The sequence below is a fragment of the Nocardia thraciensis genome (assembly GCF_054782435.1).
Genome location: NZ_BAAGSM010000009.1, coordinates 1 through 26,230, shown reverse-complemented (window position 1 = coordinate 26,230; position 26,230 = coordinate 1). Strand labels below are relative to the sequence as shown.

Annotated in this window: 8 protein-coding genes and 1 pseudogene; 7 read left to right on the top strand and 2 right to left on the bottom strand. The window is 69.8% G+C overall.

Features of this window, described 5'->3' with window-relative positions:
• Position 1: 1 nt before the first annotated feature.
• The 5 genes and pseudogenes from ACYVLQ_RS02545 to ACYVLQ_RS02525 all read left to right on the top strand — a co-directional run.
• Positions 2-4,357 (top strand): condensation domain-containing protein, encoded by a 4,356-nt coding sequence (locus ACYVLQ_RS02545; protein ID WP_460695723.1) that lies wholly within the window; start codon positions 2-4, stop codon positions 4,355-4,357.
• Complete coding sequence (locus tag ACYVLQ_RS02540; RefSeq protein ID WP_460695722.1) at positions 4,354-5,223, top strand: 3-hydroxyacyl-CoA dehydrogenase family protein; 870 nt, start codon at positions 4,354-4,356, stop codon at positions 5,221-5,223. The genes ACYVLQ_RS02545 and ACYVLQ_RS02540 overlap by 4 nt, the downstream gene beginning before the upstream one ends.
• Complete coding sequence (locus ACYVLQ_RS02535) at positions 5,210-15,715, top strand: amino acid adenylation domain-containing protein (protein WP_460695721.1); 10,506 nt, start codon at positions 5,210-5,212, stop codon at positions 15,713-15,715. The genes ACYVLQ_RS02540 and ACYVLQ_RS02535 overlap by 14 nt, the downstream gene beginning before the upstream one ends.
• Positions 15,712-23,238: an amino acid adenylation domain-containing protein gene (locus tag ACYVLQ_RS02530; protein ID WP_460695720.1), complete on the top strand. Its 7,527-nt coding sequence runs from the start codon at positions 15,712-15,714 to the stop codon at positions 23,236-23,238. Before ACYVLQ_RS02535 ends, ACYVLQ_RS02530 begins: the two co-directional genes overlap by 4 nt.
• 125 nt (positions 23,239-23,363) lie before the next feature.
• Positions 23,364-23,537 (top strand): annotated as a pseudogene (locus ACYVLQ_RS02525) (GMC oxidoreductase); the annotation flags it as partial.
• Positions 23,538-23,549: 12 nt separating this feature from the next.
• Here ACYVLQ_RS02525 and ACYVLQ_RS02520 read toward each other — a convergent pair.
• Complete coding sequence (locus tag ACYVLQ_RS02520) at positions 23,550-24,089, bottom strand: YceI family protein (protein ID WP_460695719.1); 540 nt, start codon at positions 24,087-24,089, stop codon at positions 23,550-23,552.
• 742 nt (positions 24,090-24,831) lie between these two features.
• Complete coding sequence (locus ACYVLQ_RS02515) at positions 24,832-25,797, bottom strand: Glu/Leu/Phe/Val family dehydrogenase (protein ID WP_460695718.1); 966 nt, start codon at positions 25,795-25,797, stop codon at positions 24,832-24,834.
• On the opposite strand from ACYVLQ_RS02515, the gene ACYVLQ_RS02510 reads away from it, so the two are divergent.
• On the top strand, positions 25,784-25,933 hold the full coding sequence (locus tag ACYVLQ_RS02510; protein WP_460695717.1) for a hypothetical protein: 150 nt from the start codon (positions 25,784-25,786) through the stop codon (positions 25,931-25,933). The genes ACYVLQ_RS02515 and ACYVLQ_RS02510 overlap by 14 nt on opposite strands.
• A gap of 70 nt (positions 25,934-26,003) precedes the next feature.
• A partial coding sequence (locus ACYVLQ_RS02505; RefSeq protein ID WP_460695716.1) for a transposase occupies positions 26,004-26,230 on the top strand: 227 nt, incomplete at its 3' end.

The window sequence follows — 26,230 nt, the reverse complement described above, 5'->3', positions numbered from 1 at the left end:
GATGATCGTGGACAGCGCAAGAGACCAGGACATCGCGATCGTCGGTATCGGCGTTCGCTTTCCGGACGCGGCGAACCTCGCCGACTTCCGCGCGAATCTCGCCGCCGGCCGGGATTCGATCGGGCCGATGCCGGACTCGCGCGCCGAGGCGACCGCGCTGGACCGCTCCCTCGGCTATCTGCCCATGGGGCATCTGACCGACATCCACACCTTCGACTACGCGTTCTTCGACCTGTCCAAACGCGAAGCGTCGCTGATGGATCCGCAGCAGCGCATCGCGCTCGAGCTGGCACACACGGCGATCGAGGACGCCGGATACGCACCGGCCACGCTGCGCGAGGCGACGACCGCGGTGGTGTTCAGCGCCCCGATGCCGACCTATCACGCGATGGCCGTCGATCCGGGGCCGCTGGCCATGCTCGGCAACCTGCCGTTCGGCACCACCGCCCGCATCGCGCACCTGCTCGGCCTGACCGGGCCGTGCTACGCGATCGACAGCGGCTGCAATGCCTCCCTCATCGCGGTGCACCACGCATGCCGCGAATTGCGGTGTGGGGACGCCGATTACGCGCTCGCAGGCGGAGTCAGCGTGCGCGCCGGAGGCGCACCGGAGTGGACTGCGCGGACCATGACGGAGATCGCCTCCCCCAGCGGTCAGTGTCGGGCGTTCGACGCGGATGCCGACGGTACGGTGCCGGGCGAGGGCGGCGCCGCGCTGCTGCTGACCACGCTCGCCCGGGCGCGCGCCGATCGCGCACCCGTGTATGCCGTGATCCGGGGCAGCGCGGTGCTGCACAACGGGCACTCGTCGGCGACGATCAGCACCCCCAGCGCCGCGGCCCAGGCCCGGGTGATCGCGAGCGCCTGGCGCAATGCCGCCGCTGATCCCGGCGACGCCGGATATCTCGAGGCGCACGGTTCGGCGACCCGGTTGGGCGACGCCGTCGAGATCGAGGGTCTGCGTGCGGCGTTCGGCGGGCGCGCGCGGCCGCTGCCGATCGGATCGGTCAAGACCAATATCGGGCACCTCGATCACGCCGCGGGCGTCGCCGGGCTGGTCAAGGCCACGCTGAGCGTCGCCGAGGGGAGCTTGTATCCCTCGCTGCACTTCGACCGGCCCACCGGCGACCTCGACCTCGCCGCGGCGGGCATCGAGGTGGTCACCCGACCGCGGCCGTGGGTGAGCGAGGGCAGGCCGCGGCTGGCGGGCGTCAGCTCGTACAGCCTCGGCGGCGCGAACGCGCACTGTGTCGTGCAACAGGCGCCGGACGAACGTAGTGGCGGTGATCCGGTGCGGCGCCCAGAACCACATGCCGGGCACACCGCGGTACAACGTCTTTCCGTGGCGGCGCACCGGCTGATCGGTGTGTCGGCGCGGACACCGGCAGCACTCGCGGAACTGTGCCACCGATTGGCGGAAACGCTGCGCGCGGACCGCCCCGCGCTCGCCGATGTCGCGTTCACGCTGGGCCGGGGACGCGCGCATTTCGGGTATCGGGTGGCCGTATGTGCCACGGACACCGGTGATCTCGCCGACCGGCTGGAGAAGTACGGGGACGCAACCGATTTCGTCGAGCGACCGGTCCCGCCGCGGGTGGCGCTGCTGCTCTCCCCCGGTGCGGTTCCGGCCGGGGTCGACCCCGCGCCGCTGCCCGACCGACTGCCCGCGATCGGAGCCGTTGCCGAGGTGCTGGCGGGGCAGATCGCGGCGCATGATCGGTTGCGCGCCTGCGGAATAGGATTCGCCGCGATCCTCAGCGGCGGCGCGTCGAAGTTCGCGGCCCGGTATCTGCTCGGCTCGACGGCTTCCGTCGAACCCGCGGAACTCGACGCCGCCGCGGCGACGCCCACGGTAGATCGCGATCGACTGCTGACCGCGGCGCATACGCTGTTGCGCGACGGACCGGTCCTCTTCGTCGACCCGGCCCCGGACGGCGTGCTCGGACGATTCCTCGCCGAGGACCTCGCGGACCATCCCGACGCCGAGACCCTGTTCGGCGCAGCCGATTCGGGCGGTTCGCCCGGGATTCTGGGCCGCCTCTACGAGCGCGGAATCGACCTGGACTGGGCCGCCGTGGACGCCGACGAAGGCCGACGGATACGGCTGCCGGGACACCCGCTGCACGGCTCGCGGTGCTGGGTCGAACTGCCCGGGACGGTGCCCGCGCCCGTCCCCGCCGCGGTACCCGCCCCGCGGCCCGCACCGGACACATCGGCGGATCCGGCACAATGGCTGCGCGCGACCCTGCGCGAACTGTTGCACTCCGAGACCGAAATCGTTTCCGACGACGACTATTTCGACCTCGGTGGTAATTCGATCATCGCGGTGCAGCTGGTGGAACGGGTCGCCGAGGCCTATGGCTTCCGTCCCAAACTGCTCGACGTCTACGAGCGGCCGGTCGTTGCCGATTTCGCCGCGCTGCTGCGTGACCGGGCCGTCCCCGCCGCGGCGGAGCGCGCGCTGCCGCCGATCACGCGGACCGACGAGCTGGTGATGTCGCCGGGTCAGGAGCGCATGTGGTTCCACCACCAGCTCGTACCGGAGACGACCCTCTACAACTATCCGGTGGTCAACGTGCTGCGGGGGCGGATCGATGTCGCCGCCGTCCGGGGCACCTTCGAGGACTTCGCCGAACGACACGAGCCGCTGCGCTACAACCTCGTCGAGAGCGACGGTCAACCGGCCGTCCGGATCCGGCCGTCGCTGGGCGAATTCTTCCGCCTCGCCGACGTTTCCGACGCGACCGACCCCGTCGCCGCGGCGCGGGAGCTGATCGCGCGGGCCGCTCTGGCGCCGTTCGACCTGGCCCGGGATCCGCTGGTCCGGGTGCTGCTGGTGACGCTGTCGCCCGAGATGCACGTGCTGCAGGTGACCTGCCACCACTGCGTCACCGACGGCGCCACGCCGGGCATTCTCGCCCGCGAGATCCCCGTGCTGTACGCCGCGCGGCAGGAGGGCCGCGGCGCCGCGCTCGAACCGCTGCCCGTGCGCTACCGCGACTACGCGCACTGGCACCGGGGGCTCATCGAGTCCGGGGCCCTCGATCACGAACTGGAGTACTGGATCCACGCGCTGCGCGACGCACCGAAACTCCGGCTGCCCACCGACTTTCCGCGCCCGCCGCGAAAGACGTTCGTCGGCGATCTGGCGCCGTTCACGGTGTCCGCCGATCTCCTCGCACGCTCCCGCGCGGTCGCCAAGCGGGAGTCGGTGTCGCTGTTCGTCGTGCTGCTTGCCGGTCTGTACCTGTTGCTCGCGCGGCGCAGCGGGCAGCGCGACATCGTGATCGGCACGCCGACCACCGGCCGCACCCGCCGCGAACTCGAGGGACTCATCGGATTCTTCAACAGCACGGTCGCGTTGCGCGCCAACCTGTCCGGGCCCGCCACGGTGGCCGAACTGCTCGAGCGGGTGCGCGGGATCGTGCTGGGGGCCCTGGAGAATCAGGAGATCCCCTTCGAGCGGGTCGTCCATGCGCTGGGCGATCAACGGGATCTGTCGCGGACCCCGCTGTTCGACGTCCTGTACGTCCATCAGGAACTGCCCGGCGCCGGCAATCCCCTCGGCGAGGAGGAGACGGAGTTCTTCGACCTGGAGCACTCCATTCAGAACGCCTTCGGCGGGTTGCCCGCCGGCACGGCCAAATTCGACCTCAGCCTGATCACCTACGACCGCAGCGACGGGCACGATATGCTGGCCTGCTTCGAGTTCAGCACCGAACTGTTCACCCGGCGCACGGCCGCGGGATTCGCCGACGCCTACCTCGAGATCCTCGCGGACCTCGTCGAGTCCGCACCCGACCGTTCGATCGACGAACTCCTCGTCGCGGCGATGCCGGAAGCCGCTGCGGCACTGGAGATTCCCACGGATCGGCCGCGGCCCGACGGCGCCGTGCGGTACACGATGGGTTCGGTGCGCGAGACCGTACCCGCCGAGACCACCGACGCGGCGATGCTCGGCGCCTGGGTGGCGCTGCTGGCCTGGTACTCGGGTTCCGACGAGGTCGAGGTGGGGCTGCCCGGTGGCGCGGCCCGCATCGGCCTCGCCGACGAACCCGACGCCATCGAGCTGATCGCGCGGACGACGGACGTGCTGACGGCCCCGCCGACCGGTGCCGGTGAGCGGGCGGTCCGCTACCACACCCGGCCCGACGGCGCGGAGCTGACGCTCGATCTGGTGCACGGTGACGAGAAATATGCCGAATTGTCCTATGCGAGTGAGCTTTTCGACGAGACAACGGCGCGGGAGATGCTCGGAGATCTGGTGCGGTTGCTGCACGGACTGGCGCGGACGCCCGGCGAACCGGTGCCGGATATCGCCCTGCACTGCCTGACGGAAGCGGAGGTAATCCAGTGACAGCGAGCCACGCCGGCCCGGCCGACGGCGTCGTCGCGGTGATCGGGGCGGGCACCATGGGCACCGGCATCGCGCAATGCCTGGCGCAGGCCGGATATCGGGTCGAGATCGTCGAACCGAATCCGGAAGCCGCCGCCCGGTCACGCCGTGACCTCCGAGAGGCGGTGCGGTTGGCGCTGCTGCTCGGGCATGCCGATCGCGAGACCGCCTCCGCCGCCGCCGACCGCGTGCGATGGGTGGCGAAGATCGGCGAACTGGACGGCGCCGACTTCGTCATCGAATGCGCGACCGAGCGAATCCCGTTGAAGGAGAGCCTGTTCGGCGAGCTGGACCGGCACTGCCCCGCGCACACCGTTCTCGCCTCGTGCACCTCCGCCATCCCGATCGCGCGCCTGGCCGCCGCCACCGAGCGACCGGACCGGGTGCTCGGCCTGCATTTCATGAACCCGGCGCCGCTGACGACCGCCGTCGAGGTGGTGCGCGGCGCGCAGACCGCACCCGACACCCTGGCCCGCGCCACGGAACTCGTCGGGGCACTGGGCAAGGAGTCGATCGTCGTCGGCGACAGGCCCGGGTTCGTGTTGAACCGCGTGCTGATGCTGTGCATCGCGCAGGCCGCCGCCGCGCTCGACACCGGCACGGACGCCGCGACCGTGGACGCCCTGTTCGAGCAGTGCCTCGGGCACCGGATGGGCCCGCTGCGCACCGCCGACCTGATCGGATTGGACAACGTGGCCGACACCCTCGACGTGCTGCGGCACGAGACCGGCGATCCGCACTACCACCTGCCGTCCGCGCTGGCGGCGCTCGTCGACGCCGGACACTACGGCCGCAAGACCGGACGGGGATTCCATGACTATCGATGAGACGACGACCGAGGCGCCCGGCGGGTGGGCGCCCACCGACGCGCAACGCGCGGCCTTGGCCTCCAGCCACAGCTGGGTCGGCCTGTACCTCGAATGGGACGATGCGGTGCGCGCGGAGGCGCTCGCCGTGGCCGTCGACACGGTCATGGGCGAGTGTTCGATGCTGCACAGCACATTTCGCGGCGCCGACAGTGCGGTGCGGGTCTTCGAAACCGCGCCGACGTCGACCGAGGTGCTCGAAACCACCGACGATCCGGCCCGGTTCGTGCCCACGCTGCTCGCCGAGGAGCGCTCGCGCACAACGGATCTCGCTTCAGGACCGCTCTACCGGCACCTCGTCGTGAGTTTCACGGACGGCCGCGTCGGCTGGTTCCAGCGCTACCACCGTCTGATCAACGACGAACCCGGCACCCTCGCGATAGTCGCCAGAGTCCGCCGACTCCTCGACGGCGCCCACTCTGATCCTCCTACCACCGCCCCTTTCGGCACCCCGGAAGACCTACTGGAAACCGAACGCCGATACCGCGAGTCGGGCGCCTGGTCCGCCGACCGCACCCACTGGGAACATTCACTGGCCGAACGGGAAAGGCCGGTCCCGCTGCCCACCCTCACCGACGGGGCGGGCGGGGGGTTGTGGGCCGAGATGGCGCCGAGTGCCGAACTCACCAGGCTCGCGCGGGGCGGGGGCGGGGGCACGGCGGCGGTCGTGCTCGCCGCGGTCGCCGTCTACGCCTCGCGTATGACCATGACCGATGATCTCATCATCGCCGTTGGCGACTCGAACAGCACTGTGCCACTGCCTATTTCGGTATCGCCGCACGCTACGTTCGACGCGCTGACCAAGCGGGTGGGACTGGAGCTGCGCCGAGCGCGACGACATCGCTACATCCCCGACATCGACGACCCCTGGCTCGACGCACCGCTGCGCGGGCAGTGGCCCCTCGCGGTACGCATACTCCCCGGTGCGGGACTACTCGAGCCGGGCATCGCGAGCGCCTCGTTCAGCACCGACGACAGTGTGACGATCTGTGTCGACGACACCGCCGGCCCCTGGCGCATCGCGGTCACCGGACCGCACCACCAAACCCACCGCAACCGCATCACCCACCTCCTGAACCGCCTCACCCGGGCCCCGCGCACCCCCCTCGGCCGCCTCGGTCTCACCGAACCCGACATCATCCAGCTCGAGGCGGCACGTACCGAGGCGATCCGCCAACCGTCCGAATCGCGCGCCGGCACATCGCCGGACACACTGGCGGCGCTGCTGGCGCGGCAGGCCGCGCGGACGCCCGACGGCGTTGCGCTCTGCGGCTCGGGCCGGGAGATGGCCTACGCCGAGCTACACGGCGCTGCGAACCGGCTGGCGCGCAGGCTGGTTCGGCTGGGTGCGGGGCCGGAACAGGTTGTGGGTGTGGCGGTTGGATCGTCGGTGGAGCAGGTTGTGGCGGTCCATGCCGTGCTGACGGCCGGTGCCGCCTATCTGCCACTGGATCCCGCGCATCCCCGCGAGCGGCATGCCTATCTGGTCGATGTGGCTCGCCCGGTGTGTGTACTCACCACTCGGCGTGACGGATTCGACCCGCCGCCGAATATTTCCGTGATCTATCTCGACGATCTGGATCTGTCCGGCGAGTCCTCCGAGGCGCTTGCCGATGCCGATCGCCTCGCTCCGCTGCGCCCGGAGAACCTGGCGTATGTGCTGTTCACCTCCGGGTCCACCGGGCGGCCCAAGGGGGTTGGCGTCACGCACGGCGCCGTCTGCGCGCATCTCGCGTGGATACAGCACATCCACGCGCTCGACGGTACCGACGCGGTGCTTCGAAAGACCGCGTTGTCGTTCGATGTATCGGTCTGGGAAGTGTTGTGGCCCTTCGCTTCCGGCGCCCGCTTGGTGGTCGACGGATCCGACGCGGACCGCGATCCCACCGGACTGGCGCAAGTGGTCGCCGAATATGCGGTCACCACGGTGCAATTCACGCCCACGACGCTCGCCGCGCATCGGCGGGCGGCGGCGGAATCGCTGGCGGCGACGGTGCGCCGGATCCTGGTCGCCGGAGAGGCGCTGACACCGGTCCTCGCCGCACAGTTGCCCGCTCTCGCACCCGGGGCTCGATACGACAATCTCTACGGTCCGACGGAGGCGACCGTCGCCGTCACCCGGCACGAGGTGCGGACTGCCGGGCATGGCATCAGCGAAAACGGTGCGGCCCAACGATTCTCCGCCGATACGATCCCGATCGGCACGCCCTCGCACGGCGCCCGGGCCTACGTCTTGGACCACTGTCTGCACCCGGTGCCCACCGGGTCGCCCGGCGAACTGTATCTCGGCGGCGCCGTCCTCGCCCGCGGGTACGTCGACCGACCCGAGCTCACGGCCGCGCGGTTCGTCGCCGACCCGTACGGCGCTCCGGGAGGGAGGCTCTACCGCACCGGCGATATCGTGCGGGTGAATGTCCATCGCGAGTTGGAGTTTCTCGGCCGCGGCGATTTTCAGGTGAAACTGCGTGGCATCCGCATCGAGCTCGGCGAGATCGAGGCTGTCCTCGCCGCGCAGGAGTCCGTCGCGCAGGCCGTGGCCGTCGTGCGCCCCCGGGACGGCGTTTCCGGTGATCAGCTGGTCGCCTACGTCACGGCAGCCTCGGGACACCACATCGACCCGGAGGCGCTGGAGCGGCGACTGCGCGAGGTGCTGCCGCGGCATCTGGTGCCCACGCTGGTCGTCGCCCTCGCCGAGCTGCCGGTCAACCGCTCCGGCAAGATCGACCGAAAGGCATTGCCCGAACCCGTCTTCGAACCGACGCCCTTCCGTGCGCCGCGCACCGAGGCCGAGCGCGCGCTGGCCGCCGTCTTCGCCGAGGTGCTCGGCCGCGACACCGTCGGCGTCGACGAATCGTTCTTCGCGCTCGGCGGCGACAGCATCATGTCCATCCTGCTGGTGTCCCGCGCACGCGCGCGCGGCGTCGTGGTGACGGCGCAGGAGGTATACGAGCATCGCACCGTCGCGCGCCTGGCCGCCATCGCCGACACCGCGGATGCGGAGGACGCACCGCGCCTCGAGGAGCCGCCCGGCGGTGGTGTCGGGGAGCTGCCCCTCACGCCGGTGATCCGGTTCCTGGTCGAGCGAGGCGGCAATTTCGACAGGTTCTGCCAGTCGATCACGCTCGATCTTCCGGACGGGATCGACCGCGCCGCACTGGTTTCCACCGTCACCGCCGTCGTCGACCATCACGATATGTTGCGTTCGCGGCTCTACCGCGACGAGAGCGGCGAATGGCGTCTGACGGTCTCCCCGCCCGGCAGCGTCGACGTCGACTCCCTGATCGACCACGTCGTCCATGACGACCTCGACGGCGCCGAGCTGACAGCCTTCGCCACCGACCGGCTCAACGCGGCCGTCGACCGGATCGACCCGGCGACCGGCGCGGTCCTGCGGTTCGTCTGGCTCACCCCGCGGCAGCGCCCGTCGGCCGGACTGCTGGTCATCGCCGCGCACCACATCGCGGTAGACGGGGTATCGTGGCGAATCCTGTTGCCCGACTTCGTCTCCGCGTGGGCGGCCGTCGCGGCCGGAAGCACGCCGCGGCTGCCCGGCCTCGGCACGTCGATGCGGGCATGGGCGCATGCGCTGGTGGACACCGCGCGGCATCCCGCCAGGGTCGCCGAGCTACCGGTATGGCAGCAGATCGTGGCGGGACCGGCGCCCTCGTTCGGGGAACGGCCCTTCGACCCGAGTCTGGATCTCGCGCCGAATGTGACGCAAACCGCCGTCGAACTCGATGAGCGTGACACCACCGCACTGCTCACCGCCGTCCCCGATCGCTACGGGGCACGCGTGGCGGACGCGTTGCTGACGGCGCTCGCCCTCGCGGTCGTCCGCTGGCGGTCGCGGCGCGGCGATGGCGAGCGGTCGGTGCTGCTGCGGCTCGAGGGTCACGGCCGCGAGCAGGACGCCGTGCCGGGCGCCGACCTGTCGCGCACCGTCGGCTGGTTCACGTCGATCGTCCCGGCTCGGCTCGAGCTGGCCGGGGTGGATCTCGACGACGCGTTCGCGGGCGGGCCCGCCGTCGGCGTCGCCCTCAAGGCCGTCAAGGAACAGCTGCGGTCGGTGCCGCACAACGGATTCGGCTACGGACTGCTCCGGTATCTGAACGAGGAGACCGCCGCGGCGCTGCCGCGCGAGGAGCCGGGCGAGATCTCGTTCAACTATTTCGGGCACATCACCGGCATCGACATCCCGGAGGAGCTGGCCGGAATCGGCTGGCTGCCCTCCCCCGAACACGGCATGTTGCCGATCCGGCCGGACGCGCGGCGCGGGGCGCTCGGCGCCGTCGAGATCGATTCCATCGTGCTCGGCAACCGGCTGCGGACGGGCATCGGCTACGCGCGCTCCCTGTTCACCGAGGCGGCCGGGACAGAGCTGATCGAGCTGTGGCGCGAGGCGTTGAGCGCCGTCGCCCGGCATGTGCGCGATCCGCGGACGCGCGGCGGGCACACCCCGTCCGATTTTCCGCTCGCCGCCCTCACCCAGGCCGATATCGACGCGTGCGAACGGCGATACCCGGCGCTGGCCGAGGTGTGGCCGGTCTCGCCGCTGCAGGCCGGGATGATGTTCCACGCCCTGTTCGATCCCGGCGCGATGGACGTCTACACGGTGCAGCTGGTGCTCACCCTGGACGGAGCGATCGATGCCGGGCGGTTGCGTGCGGCCGCCGCGGCCGTGCTCGAGCGACATCCCAACCTGCGCACCGCATTCGCGGTCAGCGAGGCCGGGACGCCCATCCAGATCGTCACCGCCGAGGTGGCGCTCCCCTGGCGTGAGCTGGACCTGACCGCCACGCCCGATGGTGAACTCGATCATGTCCTGGATTCCGAACGCACGACGCCCTTCGATCTCGAACATCCACCGCTGCTGCGTTTCCTGCTGATCCGCACCGACGCCGCCCGGACCCGGCTGGTGGTGACCTACCACCATCTGCTGCTCGACGGCTGGTCCATACCGCTGTTGCTGCGCGAAATCGTCGCGGACTACGCCGGTTTCGAGGTCGCATCGACCCGGCCCTACCGGCACTATGTGGAATGGCTCGCCCGACGCGACAACTCGGAGTCCCGCGCGGCGTGGACGGAGGCGTTGTCGGGAATCTCCGAGCCGACGCTGCTGGCGGGTGAGGCGCCACCGGGCGCTCCCTCCGCGCTGCCGGTGGAACACGAGATCGTCCTGGATACCGCACGGACACAACGGCTTTCGCAGCTCGCCGCCGAGTTCGAGGTGACGATGGGCACCGTGCTCCAGGCCGCGTGGGCGATCCTGCTGGCGCGCATGACCGATCGCACGGAGGTCGTCTTCGGCACGACCGTCTCGGGACGGCCCGCCGACCTGGCGGGCATCGAAGCCATGGTCGGGTTGTTCATCAACACCGTCCCGGTTCGGGTCCGCACGGCGCCCGGCGAGACCGTGCGAACACTGCTGCGCCGCGTGCAACGCGACCAGTTCGACCTGACGGCCCACCACCACGTGGGCCTGCCGGACATCGTCTCGAGCGTCGACGTCGGCGAGCGCGACCTGTTCGACACCCTGCTGGTGATCGAGTCATATCCGTTCGACGTGCCGCGTCTGCGCGAGGACGCCACGGTGAGCGCCGGTCTGGCCATCTCCGGCCTGCGATCGCGGGAAGCCACGCATTACGCGCTCACGCTGACCATCCGCCAGACCGATCGGCTGCACATCCTCGCAAGCCGTCGCCCGGACCTCCTGGACGAACGGACCGTAGACCGCCTCGGCGAACGCCTGATCCGGGTCCTGCTGGCGATCATCGCGGACCCGGACGCCCCGGTGGACGCTATCGATCCGCTCGATGCCGAGGAACGCGGCCTGGTCCTGGAGCACTGGCAGCGCCCAGCCCCGCCGCTACCCGACACCACCCTCGTCGACCTGTTCCTGGCGCAAGCCGACGCGCGACCCGACGCCGTCGCCGTTCGGCACGGCTCGCGATCGATGACCTACCGCGAGCTGGACCGAGCCTCCGCAGCACTGTCACGCACCCTGGCCACCCGCGGCGTCGTCCCCGAACTCCTTGTGGCCGTTGCCATTTCGCAGTCTTTGGAGCTGATAGTCGCCCTGCTCGGGGTACTGCGTTCCGGCGCGGGATATGCACCGCTGGATGTAACCAACCCTCCGCGGCGCTTGGAATTCGTTCTTGCCGAAACGAACCCGGCCTGCGTGATCACAACACACTCCGATCATCCCGCGCTACCGCCCGGACCTCGGCCGTACCTGATCCTCGATGACGCAGGCGATATCTCGGAGAACTCGCCCGGGCACGAACACACATCCCAGAGCGGCCATGATCCAGCGGGATCGCCCGACTTCTCACCCACGCCGCCGCGGTCGGACAATGTCGCCTACGTGCTGTACACCTCCGGATCGACCGGGCAGCCCAAAGGCGTCTGTGTGACACATCGCAATGTCGTTGCGATGCTTGCCGCTACGCGGGCACTGGTAGACACCGATGACACCGATGTGTGGACGATGTTCCACTCGCCCGCCTTCGACTTCTCGGTGTGGGAGATGTGGGGGGCGCTGTCGGGCGGTGGGACGCTCGTGCTCGTGGAGCCGGAGACGACGCGGTCACCTGAGGAATTCGCCGAACTGCTGGAGCGGGAACGGGTTACGGTGCTCAGTCAGACGCCGTCGGCGTTCTATACGCTGCCTGGCGACGCGGGCGCGACGCTGCGGCATATCGTGCTCGGCGGCGAGGCCCTCGATTTGCGGCGGCTGCGCGGATGGTACGACGCCCGCACGGCGGCGCGGCCACGCATCGCCAACCTCTACGGGATCACCGAGGCCACGGTGCACGCCACGCACCTGGCGTTGGAACGCGACATCGCACACTCGGCCAAGGCCAGCATTGTGGGCCGCGGCCTACCGGGAATGGCTGTGCGCGTGCTGGATTCGCGGCTGCGCCCGGTCCCGATAGGCGCGGTCGGTGAGATCTATCTCGCCGGGCGCCAGATCGCCCGCGGCTATCACGCGCGCCCGGCGACGACCGCGTCGCGGTATGTCGCCGACCCGTTCGGCGCTCCCGGAACGGTCCTGTACCGCACCGGCGACCTCGCACGCTGGAACTACGACGGCCAGCTCGAGTATCGGGGCCGCGGCGACGACCAGGTGAAGATCCGCGGGTACCGGATCGAGCCGGGCGAGATCGAGGCCGCGCTGCTCGACCACGGCTCGGTGGCCGAGGCCGCCGCGGTGGTCCGGACCGACGGGAGCGCGTCCCGGCTGGTCGCCTACGTGGTCCCCGCGCCCGAGCGAACCATCGACACGACTATCCTGGAACGCCATGTCGCGCAGCATGTTCCGCCGTACATGCGCCCCGCCGTCCTCGTCACCGTCGATGCGCTCCCGCGCACCGCGAACGGCAAGCTGGATCGCGCCGCGCTACCCGATCCGGTCGTCCGGGCGCGGTCGGCACAGGCTCCGCGTACCCCGGCCGAACAGGCGGTGGCCGACGTGTTCGCCGAAGTTCTCGGCGTCGAACGCCCGGGCGTGGACGATTCCTTCTTCGTGCTCGGCGGCGACAGCATCACCTCCATCCAGCTCGCCTCCCGAGCCCGGACCAAGGGCCTGTACTTCACCCCGAGGGACGTGTTCGAGCACCGCACGGTCGCCGGAATTGCCACCGCCGCACGGACATCCGACTCCGTCGACGCGGCCCCCGTACTGACCGAGCTACCCGGTGGGGGCGTCGGTGACATGCCACTGCCGCCCGCCGTGCGATGGCTGGTCGAACGCGGCGGCCCCTTCCGGCGCGTCCACCAGACCCTGACGATAGAACTGCCCGCCGATATCGACCACGATGTCGTCACCGCGACCATCCTCGCGGTCGTCGACCGGCACGATATGTTGCGTAGCCGCCTGTCCCGCGACGACACCGGCGAATGGCTACTGGAGACCGCCCCGCCCGGCTCGGTCGACCCGGCAGATGTGCTGCGCCGCTGCGATATCGATGACGCCGACAGCCTGGAGACGGTCGCCGCGCGGGAACTCGACGCCGCGCTGGACACCCTCGATCCGGCCGCCGGCGCCGTGGTCCGTTTCGTCCGGCTGATCCCGCGCGACGCACCGGGCAGGCTGATCATCTGCGTGCACCACATCGCGGTGGATGGGGTGTCGTGGCGCATCCTCGTCCCCGACCTCTTCACGGCCCTCGCCGCCGCGGCGAACGGCTCCGCGCCACAATGGGATTCGCCCGGCACCTCCATGCGCCGGTGGGCGCACGCCCTGGTCGACGCGGCACACGGACCCGATCGGATCGCCGAACTCGGCCTGTGGCAACGCATCTGCGCCACGCCCGATCCGCTGCTCGGATCACGACCGCTCGATCCCGCCATCGATGTCGCCGAGCACGTCGCGACGGTCGACGTCACCGTGGATGAGACCGTCACCGAAGCGCTCGTGCGGACCGTGCCCGCGCTCTTCCACGCCGGGGTGGACGAAATCCTCACCGCGGCCCTGGCCGTCGCGCTCGCGACCTGGCGGTCCCGGCGGGGGCGGTCCACGCCGGTTTCCCTGCTCCGGCTGGAAGGCCATGGCCGCGAGGAGCAGGCCGTGCCGGGCGCCGACCTCTCGCGGACGGTCGGCTGGTGCACCTCGCTGTACCCGGCCCGGCTGGATCTCACCGATATCGATCTCGAGGCGGCGCTGTCGGGAGCCGACGCGACCGGAACGGTGCTCAAGACGGTCAAGGAACAGCTTCGCGCCCTCCCCGATCACGGGCTCGGCTACGGCCTGCTGCGCTACCTCAACCCCGACACCGCCGACCTGCTGCCGGGGCCGCTGCCCGGCCAGGTCGGATTCAATTATCTCGGCCGCGTCGACGATCACGGCGCGGAGATGCTGTCGTCCCCGGCCACCACCGTCGAGCCCGGCCTGCCCGCGGCGGCCACCATCGATATCAACGCCATCGTCGCCGGCTCACGGCTCCGAGCCGGATTCGCTTATCCGGAAACACTTCTCGAGGCCGCCGACGTATCCGAGCTGGCGGATCTCTGGGTGACCGCCCTCGAGGCGATCGCCACCCACGCCCGCGACCCGCGCGCAGGCGGCCACACGCCCTCGGACTTCCCGCTGGTCCGGGTGAGCGCCGACGACATCGGCCGGTGGGAGCGCCGCCACGGCCGCCTCACGGACGTGCTGCCGCTGGCTCCGCTGCAGCCGGGGCTGTACTTCCACGCCGTGCTGGCCGGACCGCCGGACATCGACCGGAACTCCGTCGACGTCTACAACGTGCAGGCGATTCTGCACATCGACGGCACGGTCGACCGCGACCGTTTGCGCTGGGCCGCGACGGAACTCCTGCGCAGGCACCCCACCCTGCGCGCGGCCTTCGCCGCCGACGACACCGGCACGCCCCGGCAGGTGGTACCCGAGACCGTCGAACTCCCGTGGCGCGATGTGGATCTGCGGTTGGAGCGCAGGCGCGACACCATGCTGACGGAACTGGCTGCGGGAGAACGCGTTCGCCGGTTCGACCCGGCCAGTCCCCCACTGATGCGGTTCATCCTGGTCCGCATGGCCGCGGATCGGCAGGCACTGGTCGCGACCTACCACCACATACTGCTGGACGGCTGGTCGGTGCCGCTGGTGCTGCGAGATCTCATGGCGCTCTACGCTTCCGGCGAACCGCTGCCGCCGCCCGAGGGCTCCTTCCGCTCGTATCTCGCCTGGCACAGCGCCCGAGACACCACGGCGTCCGCCGCGGCTTGGCGGCGCGCGCTCGACGGGGTGTCCGCGCCGACCCAGGTGGCGCCGTCGGCTTCCACCCACGCCGACTCGACGGCGGTCGCCGAGTACTTGTGGACGCTCGACCCGGACACCACCGCCGCGCTCGGCGCGACGGCCACCGGACTCGGTGTCACGGTCAACACCGTGCTGCAGACCGCGTGGGCAATCCTGTTGGGCCGCAGGCTCGGCCGCGACGACGTGATCCTCGGGGCTACCGTCTCCGGCCGCCCCGCCGCACTTCCCGGCGTGGAAACGATTGTGGGGCTGTGCATCAACACCGTTCCGGTGCGGGTGCGGCTCGCGCCGGACGTGTCCGCGGCCGCACTGTTGCGTGCGGTGCAGGCCGAACAGGCGGCGCTGATCGAGCACCACCACCTCGGCCTGACCGAGATCCACGCCGCGGCCGGGCAGCGGGACATGCTGTTCGATACGGCACTGGTGTTCGAGTCCTATCCGCTCGACACCGAACATCTCGCCGCGGCCGCCGCCGCCCTCGACGGCGTCACCGACGCCGTCATCGAACTGCACGACGCCGCGCACTATGCGCTGTCACTCACCATCGCCCCGGGCGACGCCCTGACCATCCGATTCGGTTACCTCCGCCAGGTATTCGATGAGGCGGAGGTGACCGCGATCGGCACCGAACTGCGCGGGCTGCTCGCGGCACTGGCGCGAGACCCGCAGGTCGCCCTCGAGGCGCTGCGATGACCTCGCGGTGGCCCTTGACCAGGGCACAGCAGCACGTCTGGGCGGCGGAGCAACTCGACGACACCGGGCGGCGGTTCGTCATCGGCGGGTACGTGCACCTCGCGGGCACGGTCGACGAGGCGGCGTTCGAGCGGGCGCTGCGCCTGGTGGTGGCCGGAGCCGAAACGCTGCGCGTGCGATTCGGCGCCGACGATGACGGCGGGGTCGAACAGATCCTCGAGGAGGCGGCCGACTGGCCGTTGCACCGCACCAGCTTTCGTGCCGCCGACAATCCGCGTGAGGCGGCGGTGCGGTTCATGTACGCGACGCTGGACCGCCCGTTCGACCTGCGCCGGGCCCCGCTGTTCGAACACTATCTGATCGATCTGGGCGAGGCGGGCACAGCGTGGTTCGTCCGATCGCATCACGCGGTGCTCGACGGCGCGGCCGCGGCCGCCATGGTCAAGCGGGTCGCCGACACCTACACCGCGCTGGTTGCCGGGCAGCCCGTCGTGGAGACGGTCTTCGATCGCGTGGAAGCCCTTGTCGCGGAGGACGTTCGCTACCGGACGTCCGCCCGCTTCGCCGATGACCGGCAGTTCTGGTCGGAACGGCTCGCCGTCCCGGGGCCGGCCGACGCGCCGCTGTTCGCCGGTGTCGCCACAGCGACCGGCGCACCGCGGTTCCTCCGACAGGCCGGAGTCCTCAGCGAACCCGCATGGCAGGCCGTCCGAGCCAGGGCGGAGGCGTCGGCCACCGCGTGGCCGGTGTGGGTGTTCGCGGCGATCGCCATACTGCTGCACGCCGATTCGGGCGCCCGCACGGTCACACTCGGCCTGGCCGTGCCCGCGAAACGCTCCCGCACCGCGCTCGGTGTCACCGCCAATATCGTCCCGCTGCGCATCGCCGTCGACCCGGCGGCCTCCATCGGCGACCTCGTTCGCGCGGTGCGCGCCGAATCCCTGATCGTGCTGCGCCACCAGCGCTATCAGCAGGCCGATATGCTCGCCGATCTCCGAGCCGGTGGCACCGGGGGTGGGATCCTCGGTCCCACGGTCAATGTGCTCCCGATGCAAAAGGATCTCCGATTCGGCACCGAACCCGCTGTCCTGCGCCATCTTTCGGCCGGACGCTCGGACGGCCTGACAATCGGCGTCTACGACAACGGCGACCCGGTCCTCACCCTCGTCCTCGAATCGAGCACCCTCCGCTACACCGAAGCCGACCTCACCGCCCACCACCACCGCCTCACCGAAACCCTCGACGCCCTCGCCTCCGCCCCGGACAACCTCCCGATCGGCCGCCTCCGAATCGATGCGGTCACCCCCGCGGCACCGAGCGGAACAGCCACTGCCACTACCGGTGCCACGGCCACACCCGCCCATCGAACCGAGTGCGCCGCCACAGACACACTCGCTGATTGGTTCGAGCGCACGGCCGCGGTGCGCGGGGACGCTATCGCCGTCGTCTGTGGTGCGGAGTCGCTCAGCTATGCCGAATTGGACAGGCGGGCAGAGCGTTTGGCCGCGCGCATCGCCGGATGCGGTGCGGGGCCGGGGAACTTCGTGGCGCTCGCCCTGCCTCGCACGCTGGAGTTGGTGGTCGCGGTGGTGGCTACGGTGAAGGCCGGTGCCGCCTATGTTCCGCTCGATACCGGCTATCCGGAGCAGCGTTTGCGGGAGATCGTCGGGGACACCAATCCCATTCTGATCGTCACCGACACCGAAGTCACACTGCCGGGATCTATTTCGGCGACACAGGTGCTGCGGATCGGCGATTCGCCAGCCACACCGCCCGGGCAGGTGACTCGCCCTGTCGCGCACCACCCCGCCTATGTCATCCACACCTCCGGGACGACGGGCGTGCCCAAGGGCGTGGTAGTGACGCACGCGAATGTCGTTCGCCTGCTCACCTCGACGCGGCTCCGGTTCGGCTTCGGTCCCGCCGATGTGTGGACGCTGTTCCATTCCCTCGCTTTCGACTTCTCGGTGTGGGAGATCTGGGGCGCCCTGTGTCACGGCGGCACGCTCGTCGTCGTGGACGCGGCCGTGGCGCGCGCGCCGGACGAGTTCCTGGATCTTCTCGTGGAACAACGAGTTACGGTGCTGAATCAGACGCCGTCCGCGTTCGGGACGCTCGTCGATGCCTTGGACCGTCGACCCGGTACGAGCGAACGACTGGCCCTGCGCCAGGTGATATTCGGCGGCGAACCGGTGGAGCCGTGGCGCGTTGCGGCCTGGTGGAAACTGCGTCCCGCGGAGCTGACGAGCCTGGTCAATATGTACGGCATCACCGAGACCACGGTGTTCACCACCGGTACGGCCCTGACGCCGGACCCCTCGGCCGCGGATATCGGCACCCCTATTCCCGATCTGTCGGTGTACGTGCTCGATGCCGCACTGCGTCCGTGCCCACCGGGGATTCCGGGCGAACTGTACGTCGCGGGTCCCGGTGTCGCCCAAGGATATCTGCGTCGCCCGGGCCTCACCGCGGCACGTTTCGTCGCCGACCCGTTCGGCGCGCCGGGCACCGTCATGTACCGCAGCGGGGACATGGGACGGTGGACCGTCACCGGCACGCTCGACTACCTCGGCAGGGCGGACCGGCAGGTCAAGGTGCGAGGTTTCCGGATCGAACCCGGCGAGGTGGAGGCCGCGCTGTGCGAGCTGCCGCCGGTCCGGGCGGCGGCGGTCCTGACCGTCGAGCACCGCCCCGGAGACCGCCGGATCGTCGCCTTGGTCACTGGCGTCGACATCGATGTCGACGAGACCCGCCGCGGTCTCGCCGACCTGCTTCCCGCCCATGCGATTCCGGCCGCGATCATCGCCGTCGACAGTCTTCCGATGACCGCCACCGGCAAGATCGACGAGCGGCGGTTGCGCACGCTCGCCGCCCATGGCACCGCACGCGCCGCCACCGCGGCCCCGCGCACCGACGCCGAAGTGCGGCTGCATGCCCTGGTGACCGATGTTCTCGGGCACGACGGCCTAGGCATCGACGACGGCTTCTTCGCCTCCGGTGGGGACAGCATCCTGGCCATCCGGCTGGCAGACCGGGCCCAGGCGGTCGGGCTCGCGATCACACCCCGCGATGTCTTCGAACAGCAGACCGTGCGCGCGCTCGCGCACACGGCCGAGACACGGCCCGCGCCCGAACTCCCGCACCCCGCACCGGGCATCGACGGTGACGGGCGGTCGCTCCCCGCCACACCCCTACAGTCGGGCCTGCTGTTCCACTCCCTCTATGACGGCGGCGCGGACGGCGCCCCCTACGTCGTCCAGTTCGCGTTCACGGTGGACGGCTCAGTCGAGGCCGACCGGCTGCGCGCCGCACTGGGGTCGGTCCTCGCGCGCCACCCGCATTTGATCGGCTCGTTCGTGATCGATGACGGTGGGCAGCCCCGGTACGAAATCCGCCCGGACGTCGAAGTGCCCTGGCGTTTCCTCGATCTCGCCGAATCGACCCGCGAGGAACAGGCGGACGCCGTCGACCGGGTGAGCGCCGAGGATGCCCGAATCGATCCCACCGTGCCACCACTGCTCAGGATCACCGTGCTGCACACCGGCGTTCGCGGCGCCGTGCTACTCCTGACCCACCATCACGCCCTGCTCGACGGCTGGTCGGTCGGAATCCTGATGCGCGAGCTGTCGACCCGCTACCGAGGCGGCGAACTGCCTTCTCCCACATCATTTCGCAGATTCCTCGAATGGTCCGCGACCCGGGATGCCGACGCCGCCCGCCGCGCGTGGGCGCACGAGCTCGCGGGCGTCGAGCCGAGCAAGGCGGCACGCGCGGACCGCGCGCAGTGGCGGCCCCCGGGAGACTACGCCTTCCGACTACCGGATGCCCTGGCGGCGGCCCTCCGCGCACGCGCCGCCGAACGCGGCGTCACGATCAACGCACTGATGCAGGCGATGTGGGCGCTGGTGCTGTCGAATCTGACCGGCAGCGACGACGTCGTCTTCGGCATCACCGTCTCCGGCCGCACCGGCGGCCCGGAAATGGCAGAGATCGTCGGGCTGCTCATGAACACGGTGCCGCTGCGAGTGCGCCTGTCCCCCACCGACACCGGGCTCGATCTGGCCGCCCGTATCCAGGCCGGGCGCGCGGCCTTGATGGAGCACGATCACCTCGGACTGCCCGAGATCCTCACCGCGGCAGGACAGTCCGACCTCTTCGACACCTCACTCGTCTTCGAGAACTTCCCGGTCCATCCCGACTCCGAGGCGGATTTCTCGGTCGCCGCCATGGAAGTCCGTGGCAGCACGCACTATCCGCTGACCGTGGTGGTCGTCCCCGACAGCGGACAGCTGACCTTCCGAATCGGCCTGCAGCCCGACCGCATCGCCGGTCTCGCCGACGCCGACGATCTCCGGTCACGGATCCTGACCGCCTGCGAGGCACTCGCCGCGCCACGCCCGTCACCGATCGGCCGGATTCACCTGGTCGAACCCGCACGGCTGTTGGTCGCCGGGCACGGCGTGCACACCGATATCGAAAACGACAGCATCGCAGGCTGTTTCGAAACCATCGCCCGCCGGGATCCGCAGCGCGTCGCACTCTGGTGCGACGAGGTCGAACTCACCTACGCCGAGGTGAACGCCCGCGCCAACAGGGTGGCACGGTGGCTGCTGACCCGCGGCGCCGGTCCCGGCGTACCGATCGGCATCGCGCTACCACGCTCGACCGATCTCGTGGTGGCCTTTCTCGCCGTGTACAAGCTGGGGGCGATCTGCGTGCCGCTCAGCGACCGCCATCCCCCCGCGCACATCCGTAAGCTGTTGCGGTTCACCGGAACCGAGGTGGTGCTCGACAATCTCTCCGCCGCGGACACAGCGGACGGCGACCTCGGCATCACCGTCGCCCCCGACACGGTCGCGACGCTCATGTTCACCTCGGGATCGACCGGAGCCCCCAAGGGCGTCGAAGTGACCCACCGCAATATCGTCGCGCGAGCGCGCGATCGTCTCGGCCACGGCGGCGGGCACGAACGCGTGCTGCTGCATCTCCCGCACACGTGGGACATGGTCGTGTACGAACTCTGGCTACCCCTGCTGACCGGGCGCACCGCCGTGATCGCGAAGCCCGGTGTGCTCGATATCCACGACTACGCCCGGGTGCTGCGCGCCGGACGCGTCACCTCGATGCTGTTGTCCACGGGCCTGTTTCACCTCCTGACCGAACAGGCTCCGGAGGAACTCGCCCGGCTGGCGCAACTCGCGGTCGCCGGAGATGTGCTGTCACCACGGGCCGTCGGAGCGGTACACCAGGGCGGGCGCCCGCCGACGGTGCGCAACCTCTACGGTCCCGTCGAGACCACCGGCTTCGCCACCACCTACACGATTCCGAGCGACGCCTCCCCCGAGGGGCCCGTCCCGATCGGGCGCCCCGCCGACAACACCCGGATCGCCGTGCTCGATACGGCGCTGCGACCCGTACCAGTCGGCGTTTTCGGCGAGATCTACCTGTCCGGCGCGGGACTCACCAACGGCTACCACCGCGCCCCGGCCGCGACCGCTGCGCGTTACGTCGCCGACCCGTACGGCCCGCCCGGCGCACGCATGTACCGCACCGGGGACCTGGGCCGCTGGGACGAGGACGAGCTGCTGCACTTCCTCGGCCGCACCGACCGACAGGTGAAGGTCAACGGGTTCCGCATCGAACCCGGGGAGGTCGAGGCGGCGATCCACCGCGCGGGCGACATCACCGCGGCGGTCGTCACGGCACGACGGAACGGCGCCGGGCAGTCGCTGGTGGCACACGTCGTCGGCCGCGGCGAGATCGATACCGCCGCGCTGCGCGCCCGGCTCACCGCGAGCCTGCCCGGCTACCTCGTGCCGTCGGTGGTCGTGCGAGTGGACGAGATCCCGCTGACCGGCACGGGCAAGGTCGATGTCGACGCGCTCCCACCCCCGCCCGACGCGGCGCACGCGCCCGTCCGAACCCCGCGACAGCAGATCATCGCGGCGGCGTTCGCGGCGGCGCTGGGCGGCCGCACCCTCGGCAGCACCGACGACTTCTTCGCGCACGGCGGCAATTCGCTGTTGGCCATCCGGGTGGTGGCCGCGCTCCGGTCGTCGCTCGGCGTCGCGGTGACCCTGCGGGATCTGTTCGAAGCGCCGACCGCCGGCGCCCTCGAACAGGCACTCGACCGGCGCACAGACGAACCCGGCAGCGCCCGACCGGAATTCGAGCCCGGCCCCCGCCCCGCCGCGATCCCACTGTCGCCCGCGCAGCAGCGACTGTGGACCGTGAACTATCTCGGCGGCCACCAGCCCGACTACCTGATCGCGACCGCGCTCGACATCCGCGGACCGCTGGACGCGGCGGCCCTGGCGGCCGCCGCCACCGATCTCGTCGCGCGGCACGAGATCCTGCGAACCGTGCTGCCGTACGGCACAGACGGGCCGGAGCAGCGCATCCTGCCGAACGAGTCGGCCCGACCGGACGTCCGCCTCGTCGACGCGGAGAATCTGGACGAGGCGGATCGAGCCATGGCCTCGGAGATGCTGCGCGGATTCGACCTGTTGACGCAGCCGCCGTTGCGAATCCGCCTGTACCGCTTGGGCGGCGACCATCACGTCCTGTTCGGTGCGATCCATCACGCCGCCGGGGACGGCGAATCGGTGGGCATCCTCCAACGCGACCTCATCACCGCCTACCGCGCCCGAATCCTCGGGCAATCGCCGCACTGGTCCACTCCGGCAACACAATTCGCGGACTACGCGATATGGCTGCAACGCCTGCTGGGTTCCGACCTGCTCGACCGGCAGGCGCGGTACTGGCGCACCGTACTCGACGGCATGCCGCGGCAGCCGGTGCTGCCCGTCGACCGCTCCCGCACCGAGCGGCGCGCGAACACCGCGGCAACAGTGCCGGTCCACATCGACCCGCAAGCCCACCGCGCGCTCGTCCGGACCGCCGCCGACTGCGGGGTCAGCACCTACATGCTCGTGCACACCGCCCTCGCCGTGGCGTTGCACGAATACGGCGCGGGGACGGACCTGCCCATCGGCGTCGCGCTGAGCGGCCGCGACTCCGACCGGCTCCAAGACGTGGTCGGCTGCGTGGTCGATACGGCGATCGTCCGCCTCGTCCTGTCGGGGCGGCCGACCTACCGCCACCTGGCCCATCGGGTTCGCGACCGTCTCCTCGGCGCCTACGAACACAAGGAGTTCCCCTTCGACCGCCTGGTCGAGATGCTGAACCCGCGACGCTCCCGCACCCATCACCCGCTGTTCCAGGTGATGGTGACCTACCTGCGAGGCTCGGATATCCCGGCCCCCGACGGCTTGTCGATCCGGCCGCGACCGGTGGCGGTGCGCCGGACCCCGTTCGAGCTGCTGGCGAACCTGCGCGAGGAATACCGCTCCGATGGCGAGTGTGCGGGAATTTCCGGCGAAATGGTCTACGCGACAGAGCTTTTCGATCGAATGACCGTGGAAACCCTTGTCGCCGCGATCATCACGGCAGTGCAGGCGATGTGCGCCGACCCCGACGCACCGATCCAGGATGTCACGCACGACCTCCGAGTTCCGCGATGATCAAGGAATCTACGAGGCCGTCCAACTCGTCGACCAGCGCGGCCGCGCGGCCGTTGCACGCCGGGGTGCTGTAGCGGGCGAAGCTGTAGCGAGGCGTAAGAGCGCCGCGCAGACAGTAATCGACACCGCCTACCACGCCGATGCCAGCGACAACCGACCCGGAACCGCGGGGCAAGGGCATCGACGGCCTGCGCGTCGCCGACGCCTCGGTGTTCCCCGAGCACACCACGGTGGGTCCCGGCATCACCGTGATGCTTATCGGCGAACGCTGCGCCGAGCTCATCGCCAAAGCGCGGTAATGCCGGTGACGATCAGGGCTGCCGGATCGCGACGATGTCGAACTCCAGCACGACCTTCCGACCGACCATGCCGCTCGCCACGCTCCAGTGCACGCCCCAATCCTTGCGATTGATCGTAGTGCTGCCCTCGAAGCGAACCCGGAACTCGCCGTCCGGGCCGGGATGGGCACCCGCCGCGACGACGTCGGAAGTGACTTGCTTGGTGACACCGCGGATGGTCACATCGCAGACGGCGGTGAGGCCGCCCAGATCGCCCGGTCGCACGCTCATCGCGGTGACGAAGATCGCCGGGTGATCGGCCACATCCAGATACTTTCCGCACAGCAGCTGGTCGCGTTGCGCGTTGCCGGTGTCGATACTGTTGGTCAGGACCGTGACCGCGGCGCTCGACCGCGACGGATCGGCGTCGATGTGCGCGCTGCCCTCGAACGCGTGGAACTGTCCGCGCACCTTGGGACCGATCGTGTGCTTGGCCACGAAGCCGATCCGCGTGTAGGCGGTGTCGAGGATATAGTCTCCGGTCAGCTCGCTCAGTTCGATCATGGTTGTCATGGGTGATTTCTCCGATGTCGTAGGTTCGGCTCACCATTCCGACGAACAACGCCGCCGGAATGTGAGGCGTGCAGTCCGACGTGATGAGGGAATGGCTCTGGTGGCCTATGGGACTGCGGTGCGCCCGTCCGGCGGCGCGCGAACGTGGACGGTGGTCGACGCCGGGTATCGGACGGTCGGGCCGGTCGAGGCGTGGATCGAGGCGCATCGACACCTGTGGTCGCCGAACACGGTGCGCGGGTTATGTGACCGCGTTGGCGCAGTGGTGGACCTTTCTCGAGCACCGTGACGAGGCCGACCGCTTGGCAGGAGGTTGGTGTCCCGGCGGTGAGCGGGTTCTTGTCGTGGCTGCGCAACGACCGTACTGTCGAGCATCGCCTGGCCCCCGCGGGCGAACAGCCGTCGGCGACGACGCTGGAAGCGCGTCTGGCCGCGCCGATTTCGTTCTCTAGCTGGCAGCAGGACGTGTCGGGGGGTTCCGGTCGCAGGCCGGTTGTTGCGGCGGATGCCGGCGCGGGGGCCGGCGCGGGGGCCGCTGGCGCATCTGGATGCACGTTCGGCCCCGGCACCGTCGTCGCTAGTGCGGGTCCGCCGCCAGCGCCACCACGGCCGGACGCCGATCCTGCTGCCGACCCAGATCCAGGCCATCCTCGACGGCTGCGCCGTGGTCGACCCGGCGACCGGCGATTGGGCCGGGGATCTGCCGGGCCGGCTGCTGTTCGCGAGCCCGAACCGAATGCGGTTACGCGGTGAGGCCGCGCAGCCGCATTGCTTCGGCTACTCGACCTACGCCGATCGCGTGAACGGATTGGCGCAGTGTGATTCCTTGTTCATGTGACAGTTCCTGCACACCGTCGTACGCATTGGAAATAACGTCCTTCAAGCGCCTGTCGATATCGCCGGAGCTCCAGCTGTATGCCTGGAGGTTCTGCACCCATTCGAGATAGGAGACGACAACGCCGCCGGCATTGGCAAGTATGTCGGGCACGACGATACAGCCTTTGTCCTGCAGGATTTCATCGGCATCGGGGGTTGTGGGACCATTTGCCCCTTCGACAATTATCGATGCTTGAATTTGCGCTGCATTGGCGGAGGTGATCACGTTCTCCAACGCCGCTGGTACGAGGATGTCGACGTCCAGCGTGAGGAGTTCGTCATTTGTCGCGTGGTCACCGAGGCCGTCGACCTCGCTGATGGAGCGTGCGCCGGCTGTGAGTGTGGTCTGTGCGGCGGCGAGATCTATGCCGTTGGAGTTGTGGCGGGCGCCGTCGACGTCGCTGACGGCGACGACTCGGCACCCCGCATCCGCGAGGTACTGGGCTGCGAGGGCACCAACTTTGCCGAATCCCTGTACAGCGACCGTGGCTCCGTCAGATGATTTTCCCTGTTGTTTCAGGGTGGCCAACGCGCACAAGGCAACACCTCGTGAGGTTGCGCCGTGGCGGCCGTGGGAACCGCCTAACGCCACTGGCTTTCCGGTGACCAGTCCGGGCACCGAGTATCCGACGTGGCCAGAATAGGCGTCCATTATCCACGCCATCGTCTGGGCGTCTGTGCCGACGTCGGGTGCAGGGATGTCTTTTTCGGCACCGATCACCGGGAATATCTCCCTGGTGTAGCTACGCGTCAATGCTTCCAGCTCCGCGACTGTCAGGCTGTGCGGGTCGACAGCTACCCCGCCTTTGGCGCCGCCGATGTTGATGATCATGACCGCGGTGAACCTGCTGTCGGTCCGATCCTTCGGCGAGGCCGAATACTGGTTCGCCGGCATAAAAGTCGCCGCCGTGGTCGTATTCATAACTATCGCTGCAATATTCGTTGCGGGACTGTGGCCGGGGGCTTAGACCGTGTCTTACGTGGTTGTGATCCGGTTCGGATGCGTCGGATCCGGTTGTGCTGCATGATGTTCGGTTTGTGACCGACGAGTTGTCGAAACGTCTTGTGCCGGACGAACTGTGGGCTCTGGCCGAGCCGTTGTTGCCCGAATTCACGCCCCGCCCGCAAGGTGGTGGCACCGCACCGACCGACGAGCGGGCGGTGTTCACGGCGGTGGTGTTCGTGCTGACCAGCGGCTGCACGTGGCGGATGCTGCCGCCGTCGTTCGGCGTAACCGTCCCGACTGCGCATCGCCGGTTCAGCGT